The sequence below is a fragment of the Bosea sp. ANAM02 genome, assembly GCF_011764485.1.
Classification (GTDB): domain Bacteria; phylum Pseudomonadota; class Alphaproteobacteria; order Rhizobiales; family Beijerinckiaceae; genus Allobosea.
The window spans coordinates 431,496-452,027 of sequence record NZ_AP022849.1; the positions used below are offsets into that span (position 1 = coordinate 431,496).

Sequence of the window (20,532 nt, forward strand, 5' to 3'; positions counted from 1 at the left end):
TCAGAACCTGGGGGCCGGATCCGGGGTCCGCTCTTTGATCAGCCCGTGTTCGACACCGGCAATGTAAACTGCGGCAGGCAACACCACGTCCTCCGGCAGCGCGATCATGGACCACTCACGAGCGGTCCGCGTCGTGCCGGGCTTGAAAGCGTCGCCCCGGCAGGTTTCGCCGGTCCTTAGAAGCTCGTAGCCGCGCTCGGTCAGACTCACGACCTCCCATCCGCCTCGGAGAACCCCGCGGACGTAATCGAACAGACCCGCCCGGATCATCGGAAGGAAAGCCTTGTTCGAGATGCGCTCTGGATTCACATCGCCACGGCAGTAGACCAGCCATTCGTCGCGAGTGAGCGCGGCTGCGATGCCATCGAGCGGCGGCCGCATGAACACGAACAGGCGTGTGCGCTTTGGAAAGGCTCTGATCTCGGGCACTGTCCATGCGCCGAACATGTGCTGACGGAGGTAGCTCAGGCCCTCCCTCGATGTCGACGGCAGATCCATCTCCGTGAACCTGGCACTCGGTAGCGGCGCTTCCCGCCCAGCGGAGAGATCCAGCTTCGCCCCCTCCTGGCCCGCCCTGTAGGCCTGCTCCATCATGCGGGCGATGGCTCCCGGCCCATCGGTGATCACCCCCTCGCGCTTCGCGAGAAGGAAATCCTTCGCCATGGCGCGGAACACGTTCTTGCGTCGGCCGGCGTCGCTAACATCCGGCGCGTCGATTTTATCCTTGAAGTCGATATGGGTCATGACAGCTCCTGCTTGACAGCAGTGTGCTAGCCTTCCTTGCAAGCCACGATCTCTTGAACACGCAGGATCGCCGCGACCAGGGTTCGAGCTAGCATCTCGTCAGAGCCAGGGCGAAGCTCGACCTCAAGCCCTTCGTTCCATACGTCGATGGCCGGCGGAAACTCACGCAACAGGCGCTCTCCGTGCTCCGGTGAGCCGTGGTCCGGGCAAATCCTGCACTCGCTTGAGACCCAGCACGTTCCGCCGCGCCACCACCAACCAGGCAGCACCTCCCTGAAGAGGGTCAAGGCGTCATCGAAGCTGGTCAGGATGGCAGGCGCGCTGTCGTAGGCGACCAGATCGTTCGGATCGCGTCGGAGCCAGCGGTCCTGGAACTGGGTCCAGACATCGCCTTCCTTCGCGACCAGCGCTCGCCACACACGCGACTCAAGCACCGGATCCGGCCCACGGCCTTCCTCGACTCGGGAAATAAGCTCTCCAAACACTCTGGCGCCTGTCATTGGTAAGGGTCCCCAGCTGAGGCGGTGACGGCCAGAATGTCGCGACGTGAGACCGCGATCGTCCGCGTGTAGCCCACGGCCCCGGCGATGGAGAGCATCGCGCGCCAGGTCCACGGCGCCTCACGCCATCGCGGAAAGCCGAGGAGCTCGGCCGCGAAGAGCCCGCGCCCGGCCGAGGGCCCGAGCTCGACGAACTTGTCCTCGAGGGTGCAGGCGGCGACGTCGAGGCGCTCGGACGGGATCGCGAACACGATCGGACGCGCCGACTCGAACTCGGCCATGCAATGCGCGTGATACTCCGCCGCCTCGCGCTCATCCGTCAGGCAGGTCATCAGCACCGCACCAGTCATGTGGCTCGGCAGCAGTCCTTCGCTGAGCTTCCGGCGCAGGTATTTGGTCGAGGTGCCGTGGTAGAGGATCGAAGGCAGTGTCATGGTCTGATTGGCGCACGGTGACGCACCTAAGACCACATCCGCCGGGACGCCATCCACGGCCTTGAAGGCTAGTGCGTGGAGAATTCGCTGAGATCGAGGCCCCATTCAAGGGCGCAGTACGCCTCTGCGAAATGCTGTTCCAGCGGATCCTCGACCTCGACGAACTTCACCGTCATCGCGGCCACCAGAGCGACCTGACGCCGGAACTCGGCGGCGAAAACCTCGTCGGAGGACATGAGATGCGCGCGCGATCCGAGCTTCGTGTAGGTCGCCACACGCCCGAGAACGCCACGCGCTCGTTTGAACGCAAAGGTGGCTTTCAAGTGGGAACCGGCTCTGTGACTTCTGATCCGCTGCGCGATATCGCGCGTCCGCCCGACATGGACGCAGACACCGTTTTCGAAAAATGCGTAGAGCCCCGGCGCCTTCCGGCGCCCAATGGATTTCAGGTCGATAGGTCCGCTGGCTTCGAGCTGGCGGAAGATCTCCGGGGCGCGAGCAACAGTCGCGGCGAATCGAGCGTTCATTGGGACCTCACAACACCGCATTCATGGCGGTTAGCCCTGCTGAGACGCAAGCCAAGGGTGGGGCGCTCCAGCTCGATGGATGATACTCGTTTAAGGCAGAATCTGATTTTGCCTTAAACGGGTATCAATAGAGACGCAGCTCGCGGCAAAGGCCGGAAGTCGCCCGCCCGCTGGAGCGGTGGGCCAAAAAACAAGGGGACGAGCCCTCGAAAACAGGGGCAAAGGCTGCGGGTAGGCGCAATCTGAGCTATTCGTAGCAAGCTGCCTGTAAGGATTATCCGCCAATCCTTCAGTGACGAGCGCCTATCCTTGTCCACTTCCGAAGAGCGCGACTTGACCCGCACAGCCGACACTCCCGTAGCTCGCATCTTGCAGACCGTGTTGCGTCTCGATGCCGACCAGGATCCGGCCACCCGCCGCATGTATCCTCGCCACGACCTGCGCCTGAAGGGTCGCTGCATGTTCGAGAACATGAGCGAGCATCCCTGCGAGTCGGTGAACATCTCCGCGACAGGGCTCGCGGTCGCCTGCAGCCATCCTGCGCGCGCCGGCGCCCGCATCGTCATCTATCTGGATCGGCTTGGCCGGCTGGAAGGGTCGATCATCAGGGCGACGAACGGCGCCTTCGCCGTGACCTTGACCAATAGCGTGCGCAAACGGCTGAAGCTCGCCAGCCAGATCGAGCATCTCGTGAGCCTTCCGGCCGAGCAGCGTATCGAGCACCGCATGAACGACCGCTTCGTTCCGGACGATCGCATCGCGACGGTCGCGCACGGCAAAGACATCCGCGATGCCGTGATCATCGACGTCTCCCGAACCGGCATTGCGCTCAAAACGACCCTGTCCGCCGGCCTCGGCGACACCGTTGTTGTGGGCAAGCGACTGTTCGGACGTGTCGCTCGGCAGTTTCCGGGCGGTTTCGCCATCGCCTTCTCCGTGCCCGTTCCGGAATCGATCCTATTGGAGGGGAAGGCCTTCGTCGCCGATGACGACAGGATCGCCGCATGACCACGATTTCCGTCGACTGCGAGATCAAACGTAATCAGCTGCTGACCCGAGCTATCAGCGCCGCCTCGATGCTGCTCTCCGCGACCCGCGCTGCGGCGAACCGAGCTCCAGCCTGGGCGGCATCGATCGACAGCGCGACCTCTGAAGCGACGCGCGCCGCGAAGGAGGTTCAACCGCAAGGCTATCCGGACGACGCAAGCGACCTCTGGTATGCGAGCGACCCGAACGAAGCCGGTCTGGTCGAGATCTGGCAGTGGAACTCGCACACCGCCGTTCAGGCCGGCTGCATGCCCATTTCCAGCATCGCCACCGGCATCCCTCAGGAGGTGGCCGGCGCTCTCATCGCCGCGCATAATGCCGCGATCACTCTCTCACGGCTCGCCGCATAGCCGAGCCCCAGACGTGTAAAAATCGACACTCTTGCGTAAAAATGCGAATAATTGAGGCGTGTCGCGGAAAAACGATATCGCGATCGATTACGGCTTGAATGCGCTCGAAGGAGCGTTTTCGGCGCCATAAACCTCCTGAACGACGGCTTCCATGCCCTCCAGCTCCTCATCGGAGAGTTCCGAGAACATCTTCTCGCGCTTGGCCTTGGAGAGCCGGCCGCTGTTCTGCATGACCAGCTTCGCAAAGAGATCCAGTCGCTCTGGCCGCATGTCAATCACCTCACGCATGCCTTCGACCATCCTGTCTCGCAAAGCGATCGAGGTGATCTCCTCCGGGATGCTGTAGTCGAGGCAATAGGCCAGACGGTTCGTAATGAAGGCTGCCTGGTGGCTCGCGTCGAAGTGCCCGTAGAGATCGCGCGTGTCATTCACGACCTCGACGTTTCCGTTCGGCGTCCTTTCCCATTTGATCAGCCCGATACGCTTCTCGTCGAAGGCCGTCAGGGTCTCCCTGTAGCCATCCATGTCAGCGAAGATAGCGTTCGAGATCGGCAGGGTGATGCCCTGCGGCTTCACCCCATGCTGATTGAGGATGTGGTTGAGGATGTAGCGGTGCGTCCGGCCGTTTCCGTCTGCCAAGGGATGAACCATAAGCCAGCCGAAACTTACCGCCGTCGCGTGCGCGACGGGGTCGAACCCCGGCGTGTCCATCATGCGGCCATCGGCGGCAAAGATGCCCTCGACGAGGTCCTTCAGATCCTCACTTTTCGCGCCGATCCAATTCGGAATCAGCGATCCGTCGACCTCTTCTCCGAGCCACACGCCATTATGCCGTATCCCGGTCGTGATCCAGCGGGAGTCGACGATCATCTTTTGCAGACCGACCAGGAAAGGCAGATCGAGCCGGGTCTTACCGGAGTCGGCAACCAGGTTGCTCCATTTCTCCAACCGATCGACGGAGGGGTTCTCGTTCTCGATCGCGAATGTGGATCGCGAGTCCCTGAGGAGAAGACGGCGCCTCAAACGCGTGATGATGCCGGGCGGACCTTCGGCCAACGCCGCGCCGGCCTTCCTGTTGCACTCCTCGCGCAGGTCCCCTTGGAAGGTCGCAGACCGACGAACGAGTGGCGAGAACACCGGCGTGCCGGGAATGTTGTCACGAACGCGATGCCGCGGAGAATTGATAGGGCTGGCGGTGTGCCAGATCTCGGAGTCAAGCGCGTCGATGTAGCCACCGCCGGCGGAGGGCACATCGAGCCTCATGCCCGTCAGCCACTCGTAGAAGAAGAACGCCTGGCGCGCGTAAGCGCCGGTCGGGCTCTGCCGGATCATATCGGCGACGAGCTCGGGATCGACCTTGAGAAAGAGCTTGCGCAGAACGTGGAGATCCGTTGCCTCGTGCTTCAACGCGAAGACCAGGTGCTCGGCGAAGGTCATGTCACCTCGCAACAGCCTCCCTCGCTCGCGATCGTCGGTGCCCCGATAGGTGACCTCGTAGACTGCGTAACCGCCGGCGGCCATGGTGTGGTTCCGGCCGCGCTCCGTTCGCTGTCGCGCATCCGACGTCACTGCCAGGATATCCGGCATCGGAACAGGGAGATCGAAATGATGGATCAGCGCGGAGTATCCGGTCAGCACCGTCCCGGACGGTTGACGATACCCGTGGCGGCCGGTCTCACGAATGGCACGGATCAGCATATCTTTCCCTCTGCGGAAATATCATCATTCCCGCGGAAAAATCGTAACACATCCCGTTGAAAGCCAGGAGGGTAGCAGCGATACAGCTCGGCAAATGGATGGCGAACGCCTGCTGCGCCGGCATTATCAAGCCTGCTGCTTACTCATCGAGCGCCGAAACAGATTTCCACGACTGCAGTACCAAAAAGCCTTAAACACCGTCGCAACTCGTTTCCTGGGTTGCGCAGATGCGGTTGAGCCACCCGTTGAACTGATGCTCGGGACTCGACACCAACACCCATTGGCCGACGCAGTCGTGCAGCCGTGCTGATCGAACGAAGGCGTCACTGTCAAAGTCGACTGCCGCCCGGACCGGTCGTCCTCTGGCGCTGGCGACGTCCCGTCCAACGGCCGCCTGCGACTTCACGCTTAGATGCCGACCTGACACCCAGCCCGCTCCGCTGAACACCTTCCGCCCAGGTGGCGCCAGAAGAGCGTTGTCGTGCGCATTGCGTATCCTGAACCAGCCCCCTTGCGCGGCAACGACCTCGACCTCGACATAGGCGCGTATCGGCGGGTCATCGTCCGACAGAGCCGGCGGCGGGAGCTTCCCGACGATTGCTGAGGAGGCGTCCGGTCCCGCCCGAACATTCAGACCGGCCGGATCAATATCCGTCACGAACGCGCCGAACGAGCAGCTCCTCAGGACGCCGATTTCCGTAGCCCGCGATCCCACGGATGCTGCCGCGCAGACCAAAGTGAGAATTACGGCGCAAGCGATCTTCACAGAGCAACCCCGACTCGTTGGCGACCCGACAATTCTACGCGCAGACCCGGTTTCGTCGAATGCGTTCGGTGGATGGGGGCTACCTAGCATCTAGATGCATTCAAGAATCAGGTCGACAATCCATGTCTCAGGCGAAAGGGGCCTTCTCCATGATCGCTAACGACATCCATCTCACCCACGGGTCTTTCAAGACCTACGACACGAGCTTGATCGCCTATATCGATATCCCGCATCGGGACGACGGCGAGAAGCGCCACAGAGAGCTAGCCCACCGGACTATCGATCTGATGCGAGCCAACGGCTTTCACATCGAACCCGACCCGGAGGTTCTGAGGCGCCACCGCTGCATCAGCAGGAACTATTTCACGGGCCGTCGCGGCGACCTGAAGGTCCGGATCGAGATCTGCTCGATGAGCGTCATCGCCGAGTTCTGGCAGGACTTGGTCGTGGTCAACCGCAACGGTGGTCGCTACGATTTCAATAAGCGTGCTCGGATGCCCTACCTTCTAGGGAAGGCCTTTGAACACATTTCGCTCAAGATCCTGGCGAGCTGGGAGCGTGAGGGCATGGAGCGCGTAGAGCCGCCGAGCTCGGCGAACCCAGACCCCCTCGCTTACTTCAATTCAACCTGGAACAGCACATTTGACGTGCGCAACGGGCGAAATCGCTTCGAGCGCCGGGAGGATGGATGGCCATCCGATCGCGAAATCGACTGCTGGGATCGCAGCGATGCCGATGGGAACCGGCTCGAACAATGCGCGGTGCGCTATTTCCGGACCAGAAATGGCTGCCTGGCACGGGCCGTTGTCGCCGGCGGGATCAACTCGCGGTGGCTGGCAGTGTACGGACCAGGCAGCCGGGATTTCACGCACCTCTCGCATTACGAGCTCTTCTCGTTCCGGCCGGACCTACCGCGGCGCGACAAGGGCGCCTCTCGCCGCGAATGCGGCCTCCGGCGGCAGCTGAAAAAATGCCTCGAGGCGGGTGAAGCCGCGCGCGCCGAATCCATCTCGCGCCTGCTTCTGGCCGAAGGGTTCGAGGCCGCTGCCGAGGCTGCGTGACCCATCCCCGGGTTGCCGGTCGGGCCTCAAGCCATCAAGTTCTGTGGATGGATTCCGATTCGGCGACAACCTGGCTCCATGAGAGACTGCTCTCCAGTGATCTGATGAGCCACTTCTTCGAGCTGCGCGACGATCTCGGGCTGTCAGGCGATCTCGTCGCCAGAACCGTCTTTTCTCTCGCTCACAAGTTCACCCTTGGAGACTGCCTGCAGCTTGCAGCCGTGCTGGGCGAAGTCTCCGGTGCAGACCACGTCGTGACAATTTCACGCCCCGACGGACGCCTTCTCCACGCGGTCTTTGCCTGCGCGCCCCAGTACCCGAACGAGCGCCCGCGAGGCGACTGCGTCGACATCATGGGGCGGATGAACTTGAGCGATGCGATCGCCGGCCTGGAGAAGGCGTTCGGCCGCGTCACGATCGGCGTCGGGAAGCACTGGGACGACGACTTCCTCGACACCGAAGAGCGGGGACGCATTCGGTCGATCGCCGCTGCCCTGCCGTGGACCAGGTCTTTTGCTCGCCTGGACGGGATTTCGCCAAAAGATCTGATGGAGCTGACCGCGCCCTATCGCGCGGCCGCGAACGAGTTCTACAGCATCGGAGATGACAGTTCGGCACCAGCGCCCTCGTGGAGCGCGACGATCTGATCAGAAACGTAGTCCTGCTTGTAGAAGCGATGCATGTCGCCGGCGTCGCAGTTGTTCGCCTCGCCATGGACCAGGCAGCGATAGACCCGATAGGCCCGATCAAGGGTATCGACGAACGTCTCGCCGGAGCGGCTCATCGCGAGCGTTTCTTCCCAAGCGCTTCCAAACTCGGTCGGGTGCTGATCGCCATATTTGAGCGAGAACAGGAACCCGTTCGAGGTCACTTTCACCGACATGCCATGGAGCGTTCTCACATCCGTGTGGACGCTATTGAGCGAGATAGCCATCTGCTTGCCGGCATCGTCCTTGCCGAACATCTCTTCGAGCCGCCTGTGGATGTCGGCCTCGCAGGAAAGACCGAGATGCCTGGCACCGTCGAACGGACGGTAGACCCGCTGCGCGATGACGAGCGATTGGGAAAGATCGAGCTTGTGATCGCGGCGCCAATTCACCTGACCGTCGGAGACCGGCCGCGCCAGGAGCGCGCGATGAAAGACCTCTCTCAACCCAGCAATGCTCGTGATCGCATTCAGCCCCGGGCTGCTGACGACACCATTGCCGTTCATGAGCTCCCAGGGGCCGGAGCGGCCCCATTGTCCGGGCGTCTGGTACTGAGGCTCGGATCCCGTACGAACGAAGTGCTGCAGCGTGCAGAATGCCTGTTCGAGACTGTAGGGGCTCGGCCAATAGCTATCCGGCCGGACGAACTCGATCAGCTTGACCGAGAAGCGCCGCAGGACGTGCGGACGCTCCGGGGCCGGAGAGAAGGGTCGATTCCTGGCAGCGTAGGCGCGAATGGTGTGCATCGACTCGGATTCCTTGGGCTACTGACAACCCAATCCCGCAACCCTGAAAGACACTAGCTAGAGGCGAGCGAGCGTCGATTCCGCTTGCCCCGGTCGGCTTCGATGGCATGAAGAAGGCCTCGACCAGCAGGGCTCAAGATGCTGGTCTGCGCTCCTATCGGGTAGGTCTCGCTGGTGTCGGCCTCCTTGATAATCAATCGGGCCCGCTTCAATGCCTTCACGACCGCCGGCGTGTTGTGCAGGACCGGCCCCGGACCGTCGATCGGCCTTTCCGGGATCGGCGGCGCGGCGAGCTTCCTGACGACTTCCGCGGGAACCGCCATGCGAACAATCCGCCCGGCCTCGTTCTTACAGTGCCCGGCCGAGATTTCATCAAGGCTGTAGAGGCCCGCCCAGGGCACCGACTGCGCGTAACCCGCGTCATTCGCCCGCCACATCGTCAGGTATGGCTCTCTCGCCCAAGCAGGGCGCACGTCGACGATGTAGAACTCAGACATCGGAACCTCCGGCTTTCTGCGCGCGGGCGACCTTCTGAAGGATGCCATTGACCTCTGGCTGCGACAGAAACCCGTTCGAGAAATCCTCCAGCATCCCCCGTTCGAACTCGTTCGGCGCGTGCTCGGTCTCATCGGTCGAGTAGACGTAGCCGTCCAGGTAGCGCTCGGCCGCCTCCAGAAGATCCGAGCCGATCTGACCTGGAGCGAAGACCGGGAGAAGGGGCTCTGACGTCGGCTCCGCCCCGCGCCGTCCGAACTTCTCGAAGTGATCGAGGAGCTGGCGCCGAGCCTGGTCTGTCCATGTCGAGGATTGATAGTACGGCCGCAAGCGTGCGACCTCGCCGAGGAGAGCTGCGCTACCGCCGGCGCCGGCCTTGTCGCCCTTCATCTTCGACGCCACGGCCGCGACCATGTCGATGATGTCAGCTTGACCGCCTTGGAAACGCTGTCCGCCCCACTGCGCGTACACCCACGGCCTGTGGCCCCGATCCGAGATGCGCCCGCGATCCATACCGTTCCAGGCGTAACCGATCCAGCTCGCGAGCGCTTTGGCCGCGGGCACAAGCTCAGCCCGGTCGATATGATCCGCCGGCGGGATCTCTTCGATGGCATAGTCGGTCACGAAGCGCTCGATCTCGTTGAGCGCTTCGACCACCTCCGCCTTGGCTCCTGAGGAACCAAACTGCTCCCTCAGGCGACCGATCTCGGCGGTGAGATCCTCACGCAAGCCCATTGGCAGCCACTCTTCTCCGGTTCAGGTGATCAAAGAGGTTTAAGCACCAAGGATTGGAGCCGCAATCAATCCGAGCTGGCCGTCCACGCTTTGATATCCGTGGAAATGCGCGGATGATCCATGACGGCGCCTCGAATCGTGGCCCAACGAACTCAACCGTCATCCCAGACCCACCCAGGCGCTCGGTGGCACTGCACTAAGTGAAGAGATCCAGCCTTGAGACATCAGGCCTCCTCCATCGAACGCCCGCACGCCCTGCGCTCCGAGGCCATGCGGTTCGCCATCGCATTCGCTGGCTTTGCTGCGTTCGTCATTGCCAGCCAGTTGTTCGTGCCAGGTCTCGGCACACCCTGGCTCAAGGCGCTCTACTACGGGGCGATGCCCGCCGTGTTCATCGGTATTGCTGCGCTCTCGGTTTGGCTCCGTTCGCCCGCGATAGCCTTGGCCCCGGTCATATACACGATCGGCTCGACCATCGCCGTGATCGCTCTTTCCGGTCCAGGTCGTGCGGCACCTACGGTTCCCCAGCTTCTCCCCGGCATCCCGCAAGGCGTCGAAAGCGTCCTGGTAAAGTCGCAAGATGGCAAGGCGATAGCGCGCAAGATCGCCGAAAGCGGAAAGATCGGATCGGTCTTCTACCTCCAGCGACAGACCATTCTCCGGGTTCTGCCGACAATCGCCTGCGGTTCGGAATGCGGCGACGAGGTCGAGGTCCCGTCGGTTTCGACCTCAAGGCTCGAATACTCGTCCCAGTGGCGCCCTGCATCAGGACTAGCCCGCGAGCGCCTGATGGAGAGAATCGACCTCCGAACACCGACCTCTCGGGTCAACGTTGCGGCCGCGACGAGCTACGGCGGCCGCGACGTCCTCTACCTCGCTCCCATGCCTGTCTATGTGCTCGTCCCGTCGCTGGCGCGAGCGCTACGCAAGCCGCAGACCCTGACGGCGGATCCGCCCTTGCTACGACATTGGCTCGCAAACCTTGGAAATCCTACGAAGCCTGAAAGAACTCATTAAGGGTTCTTGCCCTGCCTCTTGAACGCGCTTGGGGATCAGGGAAACTTATGGGGACGCCACCGTTGGAGAGCCTGCGTGCGTCCTCTGTTTTCCCGCTTCAAAGACACGATCACCCGCTTCGGAGTTGACGCTGCCACCATGCCCGGCGTCGTTGTCCAACGCGACCCCGGCCACTATTTAGTCTACACCCCATTTGAGGGCGTGAACCCCAATGCGCGGCTGTGCCTGGTCGGGATCACGCCGGGCCCTACCCAAGTCATCGACGCCTATGGATGCATTCGCTCGCTTGCGATCCGCGCCGAGGATCCGTCCGACTTCGAGAAGATCAAGCGCTACGCCACCTTCAGCGGCTCTGCTGTCCGCCCCAACCTGGTGAAGCTTCTGGATGGAACCGGCGTAACCGATCTATTGGGCCTGGAATCCGGGCAGCAGCTCTGGGAGGACGCCGGCGCCCATCTTCTACACGCGACGTCTGTTGTGCCGCACGCAGCCTTCTCTCACAGAGGCGCGCCTTTCAACGGCTCCTTCGCCGATGTCCTGAAATCCAAAGCAATGCGGTCGAGCTTCGAGAAGGATTTCATACCCTCGCTTCAGCAACTGCCTTCCGACTGCCTCTTCATTGGCCTCGGCCCGACGCCGCATGAGGCACTCAAATGGTGCGCTCAGCGGAAGCTGATCACCGAGGTGAATATCCTTGGCTCGTTCCCGCATCCGTCTGGAAACGGCGGATCACAGACCGATCTTTATCTTGGCCTGAGATCCATCGAGTCGCTGAAGCCCAACGACCCCGTTCGACACCGCGCGTACCTGCTGGACTGGGCAGCGGAGCTTCGCTCACGGGTCGATGGGCTTCGAGCAGCTCCTAGCCTCGCCCCGGCGGCCTGAGCCCTTCCTCCGGCTCCTCTTCCTCGAAGACGACGTTGGGCTTGCGATCGCCGATCTTGATGAAGTGGGATGCCCGTAGCACTGGCTTGGCTTCAGCTTCATCGATGTGCCCCGGAGGAAGCTCCGGAGGCACGCCATACGCCATGAAGACAGTCCCGTCCGGCGACAGGACCTTGCAGCCCCGAAGTTGGAGCAGTGTGTCCGGCGAGTTCACATCCAGATTGGTCGCGATCACCATGATGCCCGACATCATGATAGGCAGGATCTCGGAGACCTCACGTCGGGTCATGTCGACAATCACCGCATAAGCGTGACGACGCGCGGCCGACCTGAGGCCGGCGCTGAAGCCGTCGTCGTCCGGGATCACGGCGTAATCCAATCCGCCTGCCTCCAGCAGCTCGGCAGCCTTTGACGCTCCGGCTCGATCCGTGGGCAGCAACTCCAGCTTGTCCCAATCGACCGCCTTGCCTGGCACCATCGGATCGAGCGCGTGAGGAGGCCGCATAAGCTGGCGTGCCTCTGACCATGAGACGACAGCTCCGCCGCCACTGACGATCCGAGTCTCGGCCGGCACACCGATACCAAGGGAGGCCTGCTGCAGTCTCTCGGTCATCTGACGGAGCACCGCATGCGAGACGCCCGTGCGCCAATGAGCCATCAGCGCAAGCCCGGTGAGGTCGAGATAGGAGGCCTCGACTTGCCCCGCCTCGAACAGGGAAAGCAGCTCTCCCGGCGCGAGAGACAACGAAATCGTCGGCACCCCCTTGATGCGGGGGCGCTCCGGCTGGCCCGCCGGCATAAGGCTCATGGGATCGATCGCCTGGTCCCAAGAAAGGCAAAGCGCATCGAGGTAGGCGTTGATCCGGAAGCGCATGGCTTCGTAGATACGATCTCCCCATTCAACCTCCTCCTGCTCGCCGGCGGCAACGAGCCAATCGACGAGGAAGGCGGACACCTGCGGATCATAGTTCGGGTTGGCCTGGCAGGCCGCAGCGAGATGCAGATGAACCGGCACGACATCGGCATAGTCGGCGACGAAGTTTGCGATCCCGCCGTTCATCATGCGCCACCGCAGCAGGAACGCCATGTAGGCGAACCGCTCGGCATTACTCATGTTCGGCGCGCGCCAGTCACCGACCTGGGACTGCCCGAAGAACTTCTCCCGCCCTGAATTCGAGAGTTCGTCATAGCCGGTCGTGCGAACGGTCGCGCCCGCAGCATCCGCCGCTGCCTCAAGAGCCCCGTTGTCTCGGAGCTCAGCTCCAGAGAGTTCACTCAGCCGGGACAGGAAGGCACCGGCGACGACCTCGCGCGCCCGCACCTCGTGACGCGGCGTGGACGCCAGATAAACCAGAAGGGCCGCGTTGTTTCGGAAGCCGAGCCCAGCAGCGAGGGCTTCGGCACGATGGGACGCCTTGGTCCCGGGGAATGCCTCGCCGATCGACGCGCGAACGGAGGCAACAATCTCATCAGAGAGCAGAATGCGCATGCAACACCTTTGAGGTCCGTCGTCTGCCGATTCCACAAAGGACCGCGAGGTCAAGTTGCAGCGAAATTCTTGGTGATCAGAAGGATCGTCTAACCCGGCAGCAGGTTGGGTGATCCAAAACCTGCTGCAAGGATGACAATCCTTCTGCGCGTGGTCAAGCCGGCGACCACCAAAATGGTGGACGAGCAATTCAGGCCGCGTGTGCCATCCGGGAGCGGCGCATGTTCTGCTGCGCGATCACTGCCATCACATCGGCCGCTTCGGCACCGATCTCGGCCGCGATCGACGAGGCGCTCATCCCGAGCCCGAGGAAGTGCTTGACCTTGGCCGGGTCGACCTCCTCGTTTGCCGGCACAACCGCGTGCTCAGCGATCTGGAAGCTCTTCGTGGCGGGCGCGATCGTCTCGACAGCCACCTCCCCATCCGACAGGGGCTCAGGCGCCACCGCCGGCCGAGAGAGAGCGCGCTTCAGCTTCTGCAGGGCCTTCTGCTCGATCTGGCGGATGCGTTCGCGGCTCACCCCGAATTCGAAAGAGAGCGTCTCCAGGGTGGCGACATCGTCGGAATCGACCAGGTAGCGAGCTTCGACCACCCGGCGGGAGCGCGGGTCGAGCTCGGCCACCGCCGCCATGAGGCCCGAGCCGCGGCGTTCATTGTCGATCTTGCGACCAACGACGACATCCGGCGTATCGGACGGGTCGACGAGGAAATCACCCCGCTCGGCGCCGTCCTCCGACTCGCCCACTCGGAGGTTCAGGGAGGTGTCGGCGTTGCTCAGCCGATCGAACATCGCAGCTGCCTCCGCGGGAAGGCAGTTCAGCTGCACGGCAGCTCGCTCGATCACCGCCTTACGGGGCAGGTGGGGGAACTCGGCCTCGATGGCGCGCACCGTCGCCTTCAACTTGAAAAACAGCCGCTTCTGGACCGCGGTCGTGCCCATCTTCACGAGGCTCTGATTGCGCATGATGAAGTCGTTGAGCATCGCCTTGACCCAATAGGAGGCATAGGTCGCGAACCGATAGCCCGCCGCCGGGCCCGCATCGCCTTCAACTTCCCCACGCTTGCCGAGATCGAAGCGCTTCAAGGCCTCGATCAGACCGATCTGTCCTTCCTGGAAGAGATCAGTCTCCGACATGCCGTAGCCCGCCATCTTCTTGACGGCCTTCAGCACCATGCGTCCATGGGACAGGACGATCCGATCACGGGCACGAGTGCACCCGGTCTCCTGGAACGCCTGAACGAGCTCGCGCTCTTCTTCAGCGCCGAGATACGGCGCGGACATGACCTGGGCGAGAACGAACTGATCAATCGGCTCAAAAACGGGCATCACGACACCTCTCAGGGCGCCGCAAGGAATGCGCCCTCAATCAATGATATTGATCTCTATCCCTATGCGAGACACAACCTGCCAGCCTCTGTTTACCGGGGATGGGCATCACACGACGCCGACGAGGCGGGACGCCGCGATGAGCCGAGCGTCGCCTTCTCCACGGCGCAGGCCTTGCCGGTAAACAGCGGTCAGAGCAGCCAAGAACCCGCGCTCGAACTCGTTGCAGGGAGGATTCTTCAGAAACACGTCAACGGACGTCAGCAGGAAATGCTCGGCCCTGCGCCCGTCGAGATCGACGATGTTGGTCGGCTCCGCCGCAACAACTCCGGGCTTCGGGGAAGGGAAGGGGACGACGGTCTGATTGAGCGCGGACATGATAGGACCCTTAGCGAAGACCTTACCGTGGTAAAGGATTCGTTTCTCGGGTCCAACCAAAGGCTGGAAGGTATCCACAGGAATGGGCGAACGATCCATTTAGGGCGCGCTCCCATTCCTTCAAGACCCTCACTCCAATTAAGACCCGGAGCGAAGACCTTCGCATTTCAACTGCGCACGCCCTGCCTCGAAGCGACGGCGGTTTCCGAAGCGCATATTCTTCCCGGGCTTACTGCAGCTTGGCTGCTTGTGGGGCTTGCACAGCGCGCAGCAGCGCCTGGTCGCCCTCGAAACGCGTTTGTGATGCACGATGTCCTCCGACTTCTGCCGGTGCGCCCCTATGGCGCCCGGCTGGCGAGCCGGGGAGAAGAACGAGAGCCATCGCCGTATCCCACATTGAAACCTGCGCCCAGAGTAGCGAGTATGGGTGAAACCTTGAAGCTCCCTGATCGGAGAACCCATGATCGGCATCTATGTCCCGCGCCCCGGCTCACCAGCCGAGACCATGATCCGTCCTCATAGCGCGGTTGTGGCCACGATCGAGGACGGTGCCGACATGGCTTCCTGCTTCTTCGAAGGCAACGTCCACGGAGCGCAGAACCTCCGTTCCTTCCACGACCGGCTTGTTGTCGCTGCCGGCCGACTGACCTGCGACTACCCTACAACCGCGCGCGCCCTCGTTCCCGTCGGCGATCTCATCAAGGTCGCCTCCTACGATCCCCGGTTCCTCGCAGTCCGCGACGTCACCGACGGCAAGCGCCTCTCTGATTGGGCCGGGGAGCCAGTCGAATCGATCACCGGCGTCACCCTCCCCGTGGGCCGAAGGACCTGGTCAGAACTCTCGGCAGTCTCGGACGAGCTCCGGCCTGTCGGCGCGCGATCCATGTTCGCGTTCCGCAGCCGTGCTGGCCAGATTCTGGTGTTCGGACCCGACAAGGTGGCCGAGGTCCTCGCAGGCGACGATCCTCGCGCGCAGGCCTTCGCAATCGAGCCACAGGCTCCCCAGCCCCGCTTCGGCTGATCGAGGCGCCCCATTCTTTGCCGCTTTCGCATCGGCCCAATATCCTGCACCGGAGATAAGGACTCGATCCCGATTCCTTCGAATTGGCACGGATGGCGAGATGGGCAGCTTCATGGTCAACGACGGCGTCACCGGCCTCGCCATCGACCGCCACGAGGAGGTCGTCGGCCTCATGGTCGAGCGTCGCACCGGTGGCTATCCCGACGCGCTGACGGCTCTGGCGGTCGGCCCGCTCAAGCCCACCGACATCTTCGAGCCCGCGAGCCTGCCGATATTCGGCAAGATGGGCGACATGGGCGAAATCGTGCCGCATGCGGGCCAACTCGCCGCTTCTATTTTCACGAGCATGGTCGGGCTTCCCAAATTTGATGACGCCTTTGCGCTCGCTACCAACTTTCGTGATGGCGGGATGGCGTACCCGATCGACCGCATCTCGGCGATCATGGGTCAGAAGGAACCTGTGAAGGAGATCCTCGGCCTCGCTGTTTTCGCGCGCTCATCGTGGGACAAGATTGTCTCGATGCGCTGGGCAAGAAGCGAACGCGACGAGGACGTCAACACCGTAATGGCCATTGCGGACGATCTCGCCCGGCGGTCGTCAGAGAAAGATGACCTGGCAACCATGCAGCTCATCTTGCTGCGGGACCTGAGGCTCGGTCGTGGCAGGCCATATTCGTTCTCCGATGGGCGCCAGACCGAAATTCCTATGGTAGCCTCAGTGCTGGAGCACCAGGAAGGCGGCTCACCGGTGTCGGGGAATTTCTCTCGCTGGCTGACGACTGCAGGCCCGCTCGGCAAGCAGTCCCGGGACAAACCCGCTCGCGAGATCGTCGAAGGCTTCTGGGAGCTGCTCGCCTTCGAACAGGGCCTCGACGTCATCGGCCGCACCCTCGGTCCTTCCAAGAAGCACGGCCAGCACGTCAACCATCTGGACACGATCGATGCAGGCCTCCTCGCCATCGAGAACGCCGGCGCTCAGATCATCGCCCGCGCCGAGGACGATCGCGAACTCCGAGACCCGCAGGTCGAGCGGCTTCAGGCTCAGCTGGCAAGCATGGACGAGATCCGCGAACGGCTTGAGATGGCGCTGACGAGGGCTGCGCCCCGGCCGTGAGCCGACAAGCTACCTCCCAACCAGATGCCGCACATTCCGGCGATCGACCGCCTTCTCGACCTCCGCACAGATGACAGGGAGGTCTTTCGCCGCTCCACCCCGACACAATCGCCCAGCTTCGACGACGCCCTTTTCGGAGCCCCCGTTGAAGACGAACTGCCCCATCCACTCCGAGGGCGTCCGCTTCTCAAACGAGACGACCTTCCCTCGAAGGGCGAACTGCACCCCGGTCGGCGCCGAGGGCCATTCGATATTGATCAGCCACTGAGTGGCTTTCGGGTGGGCCTGCCAAAGCTTTTTCGCCTGCTCAAAAGCCGCCGGGAACGCTGTCGGTATCGGGTTGGTGTCGGACGAGATCTTCACATTGACGACCGCCTCGTTTCCGATCACCCAATCATCAGCGTGACACGGCGAGATCCACGTCGCCAACGCGATCGCGACCAGGCCCTCCGCAGAGCGCGATTATCTTCCGCCATCACGACGCCCCCTCAGCGTTCATCTGCTATCGCTTCAAGCCATCCCGGAAGGCAATGCGGAGATCCAAGATTGCCTTGGCGAGCACCTCAGCTTCGGCCTGCAATGCATCTGCACGGGAGGCAAACTCCTCCCTCCCGAAAATGCGGTCGAAGGCATACATAATCAGAAGGCTCTCCCCTTCGCTGCGCTGCTTTCCGCCGCAGATTTGGAGGACGGCGTTGATCTCCGAGACTCGGCTATCGAAGAGCGCCGTTAGCCCGTCATAGAGGTCCGGCGCCTCCTTCATGAAGTCCTTCAGCCCGGCCCACACCAGGGCATCAATCCTCGCATCGCCATCGGCCGTTCTCAGCCCGACATCAGCCGTTTCCATGATGCAAAGGCCGGAGTAGACGCAGCTCATTACATGAAGCGCGCGCACCGCCGTCAGCGCGTTCTGGACGGGATCATTTCCGGAGGTCGCCTTCGCAGCCTTCACTAGGGCGGGGAAAACCGGATTGAAGAACGGGTAGAAATTCTGCGCGACAAGCCGAGATACGTCCTCAGGCCCGGCCCTCTTCTTCTGCCAGAACATCGACCCCGCCCCTTCACGAACGGGGGAACGCTGCTCGGCGAGCTGCCTGGTGTCAAGCGAGAGGTGGCCAGCTCCTCTCAGGGCGCCATGATCAGCGCCATCGCATCTCCGAGACCGTCTTCGTCTACCCCGGGCTCTATCCTCTGCGGCGTCAGCGGCGAACGATTGATCGCCTCGATCGCGAGCTCGACGGTTCGGATGAGCTCGGCCATCGCCTCCCCACTCAGCCGCGGAATCGCCAGCCCAACGTTCCTGAAGCCTTCGAGCAAGGGAAGCGCATCCGACCCGGCCTCGATATCTCCGTCCCGAGCCCGGTCCCGCAATCGCGACATCTGCGCGAGCTGCTCGATCCGCTCCGCCGGCATCTGCCCGATATACGGTCCGAAACGATGGAGCATCACGTTCAGCATGCGGGCTGCATTGTGCTCCCGCTCACCCAACGGTCCGACGAGCTCGCGGTCCCATTTCCGGATTTCAAGCGTCCCCTGGAACGGGGTAAAGATCTTTGTCCTGATCCCCGGCGCACCCTCCTCGAGGAACTTAAACGCCTCTTGCGCCCTAAGGGGGCTGAACAGGATATCGGCTCGGTCCGGATCATCAGCAATCGTCGGGTAGCTCCCGTTTCGCATCTGGTGATAGATCTCGATCTGCGGAGCGCGGCGCTCGCGGTGAAGCACGCCATCCACGAAGATGAAGCTCTCACCGAGGACTTTCATCACCAGCTCGCGTGTCGAGGCTTCCTCGTCGTCGACGACTTTGGTCACGTTCGCTGGAAGAGTGTCGAGCGCGGATCCGCCCGCCGGAAGCGGCGAGGTACCCACGCGATTCTCTTCGATAAGCGATCGTGTTACCTCCGCGCTCCACCCTGAGCTGAGGAATTCACGCCAGTCGCCACCTTTCTCCAGGCGTTGGAGCCGGCCGCCCGGCGCGGCCACTCCATACTGGACGCCAAGATGAGGGCCATAGAGCTTGTCACCCACCGCATAGCGGACGTAGCGATTGATTTCCTTTCCCTCTTTGAGGTGAACGAGATCGACAGCCAGCTCCACCTGATCAGCAGAGAAGCTTCTGATGTCGATATCGACCTCGCCCTGCAGGACGAATGTCACGGGCTCTCGCTTGCGCGGCTGGACCGCGCGGACGCGATAGGGGAATCGAACCTTGAATCGAAGCGTGCTCATGCCGGAAGCCTGCCACGCAAACATGCAAGGCTGAACGACAGGTGGCTCTCCGCTCTTAGACAAGGCGGGTCTGACCATTCGCCCAGGTGTCGAGCTCGCGCGCGATCGCATCCTCGATCGTGATCGGCGTCCCTCGATCCTCCGCCACGACGAAAGCGCGCATGACGTTTCGCGTGAACAGTTCGGCATCGGAGAAGTGGTCCGGCTGAATTCGCATTGCCGCGTCCAGCAGATCGACCTTGCTTGTATCCGGCTCGAAGCCGTAGCGCTTGAACTCGTCCTGCATGAAGGGAGCGAAACGCTCCAGTTTCGGCCGCGGCAGTTCGATACGGATATTGAAGCGGCGCCAGATTGCGGAATCGAGCATTCCGGCATGGTTGGTAGCAGCCATGCAGACAACATGAGACGGCACGTCATCCAGCTGGACCAGCAGCGTGGACACGACTCGTTTCATTTCCCCGCTCTCCTGATCGTTGTCGCGCTCGCGACCGAGAGCATCGAACTCGTCGAAGAACAACATGCTTGGCTGCCGCGCCGCGTAGGAGAAAAGACGCAAGAGGTTGCGCGACGTCTCACCAGGCGTCTTCGAGATCAGGTCGTCGTAACGAACCATGTAGGCCGGCAACCCGAGCTCCACCGCAATGGCCGTCGCGAGCACTGTCTTACCGTTGCCGGGCGGCCCGATCAGCAGCGCCTTATGCCGGGGATCCAGCTTGCGTCGCTTCAAGGCCTCCGCGTGTCGAACCTCGACCATGAACTCCTCGACGATCACCGCGACCTCGGGAGGCAGCTTCAGATCGACGAGTGACTTCTTCGGCTTCAAAGGTGCCAGCCCGATCGGAAGCTCGCGGCTCAACCCGAAGATCTCGTCGACCTCCGCCATCAGCTCGCGATCTCCGAGTTGCTCGGCTGCGGACTGAGCCAGCTCCTTCAGCAGGATCGTGTCGCCGGCGACGCCAGCAGCGATCAGGTTCTTGAGCGTGTCGCGATTCATGCCTTCCTCGGGGTCCCAAAGAAGCGTCCGCTCAATCCTTCATGCCGTCAAGGATCACACCCAAAATCGAGCAAGCTAACTCGCTTTCGCTTGCCCTTCATGCGCAACCGCATTTCGACCCAGAGACTACGTCGCTCACCCCATGGCATTCGCCACGGTGTCAACTGATCCATCTCGAATGAGCCACCGTGTCAACTCGCCAACCACCACGCCATCGTGTCAACACGTTCACGATGCCCCCGCTCAGGAAACGCCCTCATAAACGACC

General features: G+C 62.4%; 23 protein-coding genes. 8 read left to right on the top strand and 15 right to left on the bottom strand.

Annotated features, from left to right (window positions below; all coding sequences use genetic code 11):
• The 4 genes from OCUBac02_RS25785 to OCUBac02_RS25800 all read right to left on the bottom strand — a co-directional run bounded on the left by OCUBac02_RS25785 (position 1) and on the right by OCUBac02_RS25800 (position 2,205).
• A complete protein-coding gene (locus OCUBac02_RS25785) occupies positions 1 to 744 on the bottom strand; it encodes a hypothetical protein (RefSeq protein ID WP_173050590.1) in 744 nt (247 codons plus the stop codon).
• Between the two features lie 26 nt (positions 745 to 770).
• Positions 771 to 1,244 (bottom strand): hypothetical protein, encoded by a 474-nt coding sequence (locus tag OCUBac02_RS25790; RefSeq protein ID WP_173050592.1) that lies wholly within the window; start codon positions 1,242 to 1,244, stop codon positions 771 to 773.
• Positions 1,241 to 1,678 (bottom strand): RNA 2'-phosphotransferase family protein, encoded by a 438-nt coding sequence (locus OCUBac02_RS25795; RefSeq protein ID WP_173050594.1) that lies wholly within the window; start codon positions 1,676 to 1,678, stop codon positions 1,241 to 1,243. Before OCUBac02_RS25795 ends, OCUBac02_RS25790 begins: the two co-directional genes overlap by 4 nt.
• A 68-nt stretch (positions 1,679 to 1,746) precedes the next feature.
• The gene (locus OCUBac02_RS25800; protein ID WP_173050597.1) at positions 1,747 to 2,205 is read right to left on the bottom strand and encodes a GIY-YIG nuclease family protein; all 459 of its coding nucleotides are present in this window, start codon (positions 2,203 to 2,205) and stop codon (positions 1,747 to 1,749) included.
• Between the two features lie 333 nt (positions 2,206 to 2,538).
• Here OCUBac02_RS25800 and OCUBac02_RS25805 point away from each other — a divergent pair, with 333 nt between their 5' ends.
• Both OCUBac02_RS25805 and OCUBac02_RS25810 read left to right on the top strand, forming a co-directional pair.
• Positions 2,539 to 3,213, top strand: coding sequence for a PilZ domain-containing protein (locus OCUBac02_RS25805; RefSeq protein ID WP_173050598.1), 675 nt, complete (start codon positions 2,539 to 2,541; stop codon positions 3,211 to 3,213).
• Positions 3,210 to 3,602 (top strand): hypothetical protein, encoded by a 393-nt coding sequence (locus OCUBac02_RS25810; protein WP_173050600.1) that lies wholly within the window; start codon positions 3,210 to 3,212, stop codon positions 3,600 to 3,602. The genes OCUBac02_RS25805 and OCUBac02_RS25810 overlap by 4 nt, the downstream gene beginning before the upstream one ends.
• A gap of 87 nt (positions 3,603 to 3,689) precedes the next feature.
• Here OCUBac02_RS25810 and OCUBac02_RS25815 read toward each other — a convergent pair whose 3' ends face one another.
• Positions 3,690 to 5,300 (bottom strand): Fic family protein, encoded by a 1,611-nt coding sequence (locus OCUBac02_RS25815; RefSeq protein WP_173050602.1) that lies wholly within the window; start codon positions 5,298 to 5,300, stop codon positions 3,690 to 3,692.
• A gap of 915 nt (positions 5,301 to 6,215) precedes the next feature.
• Between OCUBac02_RS25815 and OCUBac02_RS25820 the strand changes: the two genes are divergently transcribed.
• Positions 6,216 to 7,127 carry a hypothetical protein gene (locus OCUBac02_RS25820; RefSeq protein ID WP_173050604.1) on the top strand — a complete coding sequence of 304 codons (912 nt, stop codon included), beginning with the start codon at positions 6,216 to 6,218 and terminating at the stop codon, positions 7,125 to 7,127.
• Between the two features lie 47 nt (positions 7,128 to 7,174).
• Positions 7,175 to 7,774: a hypothetical protein gene (locus OCUBac02_RS25825; RefSeq protein ID WP_173050606.1), complete on the top strand. Its 600-nt coding sequence runs from the start codon at positions 7,175 to 7,177 to the stop codon at positions 7,772 to 7,774.
• Here the strand turns inward: OCUBac02_RS25825 and OCUBac02_RS25830 are convergent.
• The 3 genes from OCUBac02_RS25830 to OCUBac02_RS25840 form a co-directional block, all read right to left on the bottom strand.
• A complete protein-coding gene (locus tag OCUBac02_RS25830; protein ID WP_173050608.1) occupies positions 7,717 to 8,340 on the bottom strand; it encodes a hypothetical protein in 624 nt (207 codons plus the stop codon). The two genes, OCUBac02_RS25825 and OCUBac02_RS25830, sit on opposite strands and share 58 nt — an antisense overlap.
• 293 nt (positions 8,341 to 8,633) lie before the next feature.
• Positions 8,634 to 9,077 (bottom strand): hypothetical protein, encoded by a 444-nt coding sequence (locus tag OCUBac02_RS25835; RefSeq protein WP_173050610.1) that lies wholly within the window; start codon positions 9,075 to 9,077, stop codon positions 8,634 to 8,636.
• Complete coding sequence (locus OCUBac02_RS25840) at positions 9,070 to 9,810, bottom strand: hypothetical protein (RefSeq protein WP_173050612.1); 741 nt, start codon at positions 9,808 to 9,810, stop codon at positions 9,070 to 9,072. The genes OCUBac02_RS25835 and OCUBac02_RS25840 overlap by 8 nt, the downstream gene beginning before the upstream one ends.
• A 216-nt stretch (positions 9,811 to 10,026) precedes the next feature.
• Between OCUBac02_RS25840 and OCUBac02_RS25845 the strand changes: the two genes are divergently transcribed.
• Together OCUBac02_RS25845 and OCUBac02_RS25850 are read left to right on the top strand one after the other, a co-directional pair.
• Complete coding sequence (locus OCUBac02_RS25845; protein ID WP_173050614.1) at positions 10,027 to 10,827, top strand: hypothetical protein; 801 nt, start codon at positions 10,027 to 10,029, stop codon at positions 10,825 to 10,827.
• 75 nt (positions 10,828 to 10,902) lie between these two features.
• Complete coding sequence (locus tag OCUBac02_RS25850; RefSeq protein WP_173050616.1) at positions 10,903 to 11,712, top strand: hypothetical protein; 810 nt, start codon at positions 10,903 to 10,905, stop codon at positions 11,710 to 11,712.
• On the opposite strand, the gene OCUBac02_RS25855 is transcribed toward OCUBac02_RS25850, so the two are convergent.
• The 3 genes from OCUBac02_RS25855 to OCUBac02_RS25865 form a co-directional block, all read right to left on the bottom strand.
• Positions 11,690 to 13,201: a hypothetical protein gene (locus OCUBac02_RS25855; RefSeq protein WP_173050618.1), complete on the bottom strand. Its 1,512-nt coding sequence runs from the start codon at positions 13,199 to 13,201 to the stop codon at positions 11,690 to 11,692. The two genes, OCUBac02_RS25850 and OCUBac02_RS25855, sit on opposite strands and share 23 nt — an antisense overlap.
• Before the next feature lie 190 nt (positions 13,202 to 13,391).
• Positions 13,392 to 14,528, bottom strand: a complete 1,137-nt coding sequence (locus OCUBac02_RS25860) for a sigma-70 family RNA polymerase sigma factor (RefSeq protein ID WP_173050620.1) — start codon at positions 14,526 to 14,528, stop codon at positions 13,392 to 13,394.
• 108 nt (positions 14,529 to 14,636) lie between these two features.
• Positions 14,637 to 14,906, bottom strand: a complete 270-nt coding sequence (locus tag OCUBac02_RS25865; protein WP_173050622.1) for a hypothetical protein — start codon at positions 14,904 to 14,906, stop codon at positions 14,637 to 14,639.
• Positions 14,907 to 15,366: 460 nt separating this feature from the next.
• On the opposite strand from OCUBac02_RS25865, the gene OCUBac02_RS25870 reads away from it, so the two are divergent.
• Positions 15,367 to 15,927: a hypothetical protein gene (locus OCUBac02_RS25870; protein WP_173050624.1), complete on the top strand. Its 561-nt coding sequence runs from the start codon at positions 15,367 to 15,369 to the stop codon at positions 15,925 to 15,927.
• A gap of 100 nt (positions 15,928 to 16,027) precedes the next feature.
• Positions 16,028 to 17,041, top strand: a complete 1,014-nt coding sequence (locus OCUBac02_RS25875; protein ID WP_173050626.1) for a hypothetical protein — start codon at positions 16,028 to 16,030, stop codon at positions 17,039 to 17,041.
• Between the two features lie 9 nt (positions 17,042 to 17,050).
• Here the strand turns inward: OCUBac02_RS25875 and OCUBac02_RS25880 are convergent, their stop codons facing one another.
• The 4 genes from OCUBac02_RS25880 to OCUBac02_RS25895 all read right to left on the bottom strand — a co-directional run bounded on the left by OCUBac02_RS25880 (position 17,051) and on the right by OCUBac02_RS25895 (position 20,153).
• The gene (locus OCUBac02_RS25880; RefSeq protein ID WP_173050628.1) at positions 17,051 to 17,431 is read right to left on the bottom strand and encodes a hypothetical protein; all 381 of its coding nucleotides are present in this window, start codon (positions 17,429 to 17,431) and stop codon (positions 17,051 to 17,053) included.
• Positions 17,432 to 17,543: 112 nt separating this feature from the next.
• Positions 17,544 to 18,089 (bottom strand): hypothetical protein, encoded by a 546-nt coding sequence (locus tag OCUBac02_RS25885; RefSeq protein ID WP_173050630.1) that lies wholly within the window; start codon positions 18,087 to 18,089, stop codon positions 17,544 to 17,546.
• 77 nt (positions 18,090 to 18,166) lie between these two features.
• Positions 18,167 to 19,270, bottom strand: coding sequence for a hypothetical protein (locus OCUBac02_RS25890; protein WP_173050632.1), 1,104 nt, complete (start codon positions 19,268 to 19,270; stop codon positions 18,167 to 18,169).
• A 55-nt stretch (positions 19,271 to 19,325) separates the two neighbouring features.
• Positions 19,326 to 20,153 (bottom strand): AAA family ATPase, encoded by an 828-nt coding sequence (locus OCUBac02_RS25895; protein ID WP_173050634.1) that lies wholly within the window; start codon positions 20,151 to 20,153, stop codon positions 19,326 to 19,328.
• Between the last annotated feature and the right edge of the window lie 379 nt (positions 20,154 to 20,532).

What these genes read in the sequence shown, in the direction of transcription:
- OCUBac02_RS25785 (WP_173050590.1), bottom strand. Translation starts at nt 744, where the DNA reads ATGACCCATATCGACTTCAAGGATAAAATCGACGCGCCGGATGTTAGC.
- OCUBac02_RS25790 (WP_173050592.1), bottom strand. Translation starts at nt 1,244, where the DNA reads ATGACAGGCGCCAGAGTGTTTGGAGAGCTTATTTCCCGAGTCGAGGAA.
- OCUBac02_RS25795 (WP_173050594.1), bottom strand. Translation starts at nt 1,678, where the DNA reads ATGACACTGCCTTCGATCCTCTACCACGGCACCTCGACCAAATACCTG.
- OCUBac02_RS25800 (WP_173050597.1), bottom strand. Translation starts at nt 2,205, where the DNA reads ATGAACGCTCGATTCGCCGCGACTGTTGCTCGCGCCCCGGAGATCTTC.
- OCUBac02_RS25810 (WP_173050600.1), top strand. Translation starts at nt 3,210, where the DNA reads ATGACCACGATTTCCGTCGACTGCGAGATCAAACGTAATCAGCTGCTG.
- OCUBac02_RS25815 (WP_173050602.1), bottom strand. Translation starts at nt 5,300, where the DNA reads ATGCTGATCCGTGCCATTCGTGAGACCGGCCGCCACGGGTATCGTCAA.
- OCUBac02_RS25820 (WP_173050604.1), top strand. Translation starts at nt 6,216, where the DNA reads ATGATCGCTAACGACATCCATCTCACCCACGGGTCTTTCAAGACCTAC.
- OCUBac02_RS25825 (WP_173050606.1), top strand. Translation starts at nt 7,175, where the DNA reads ATGGATTCCGATTCGGCGACAACCTGGCTCCATGAGAGACTGCTCTCC.
- OCUBac02_RS25830 (WP_173050608.1), bottom strand. Translation starts at nt 8,340, where the DNA reads ATGAACGGCAATGGTGTCGTCAGCAGCCCGGGGCTGAATGCGATCACG.
- OCUBac02_RS25835 (WP_173050610.1), bottom strand. Translation starts at nt 9,077, where the DNA reads ATGTCTGAGTTCTACATCGTCGACGTGCGCCCTGCTTGGGCGAGAGAG.
- OCUBac02_RS25840 (WP_173050612.1), bottom strand. Translation starts at nt 9,810, where the DNA reads ATGGGCTTGCGTGAGGATCTCACCGCCGAGATCGGTCGCCTGAGGGAG.
- OCUBac02_RS25855 (WP_173050618.1), bottom strand. Translation starts at nt 13,201, where the DNA reads ATGCGCATTCTGCTCTCTGATGAGATTGTTGCCTCCGTTCGCGCGTCG.
- OCUBac02_RS25860 (WP_173050620.1), bottom strand. Translation starts at nt 14,528, where the DNA reads ATGCCCGTTTTTGAGCCGATTGATCAGTTCGTTCTCGCCCAGGTCATG.
- OCUBac02_RS25865 (WP_173050622.1), bottom strand. Translation starts at nt 14,906, where the DNA reads ATGTCCGCGCTCAATCAGACCGTCGTCCCCTTCCCTTCCCCGAAGCCC.
- OCUBac02_RS25870 (WP_173050624.1), top strand. Translation starts at nt 15,367, where the DNA reads ATGATCGGCATCTATGTCCCGCGCCCCGGCTCACCAGCCGAGACCATG.
- OCUBac02_RS25875 (WP_173050626.1), top strand. Translation starts at nt 16,028, where the DNA reads ATGGGCAGCTTCATGGTCAACGACGGCGTCACCGGCCTCGCCATCGAC.
- OCUBac02_RS25885 (WP_173050630.1), bottom strand. Translation starts at nt 18,089, where the DNA reads ATGTTCTGGCAGAAGAAGAGGGCCGGGCCTGAGGACGTATCTCGGCTT.
- OCUBac02_RS25890 (WP_173050632.1), bottom strand. Translation starts at nt 19,270, where the DNA reads ATGAGCACGCTTCGATTCAAGGTTCGATTCCCCTATCGCGTCCGCGCG.
- OCUBac02_RS25895 (WP_173050634.1), bottom strand. Translation starts at nt 20,153, where the DNA reads ATGGCGGAGGTCGACGAGATCTTCGGGTTGAGCCGCGAGCTTCCGATC.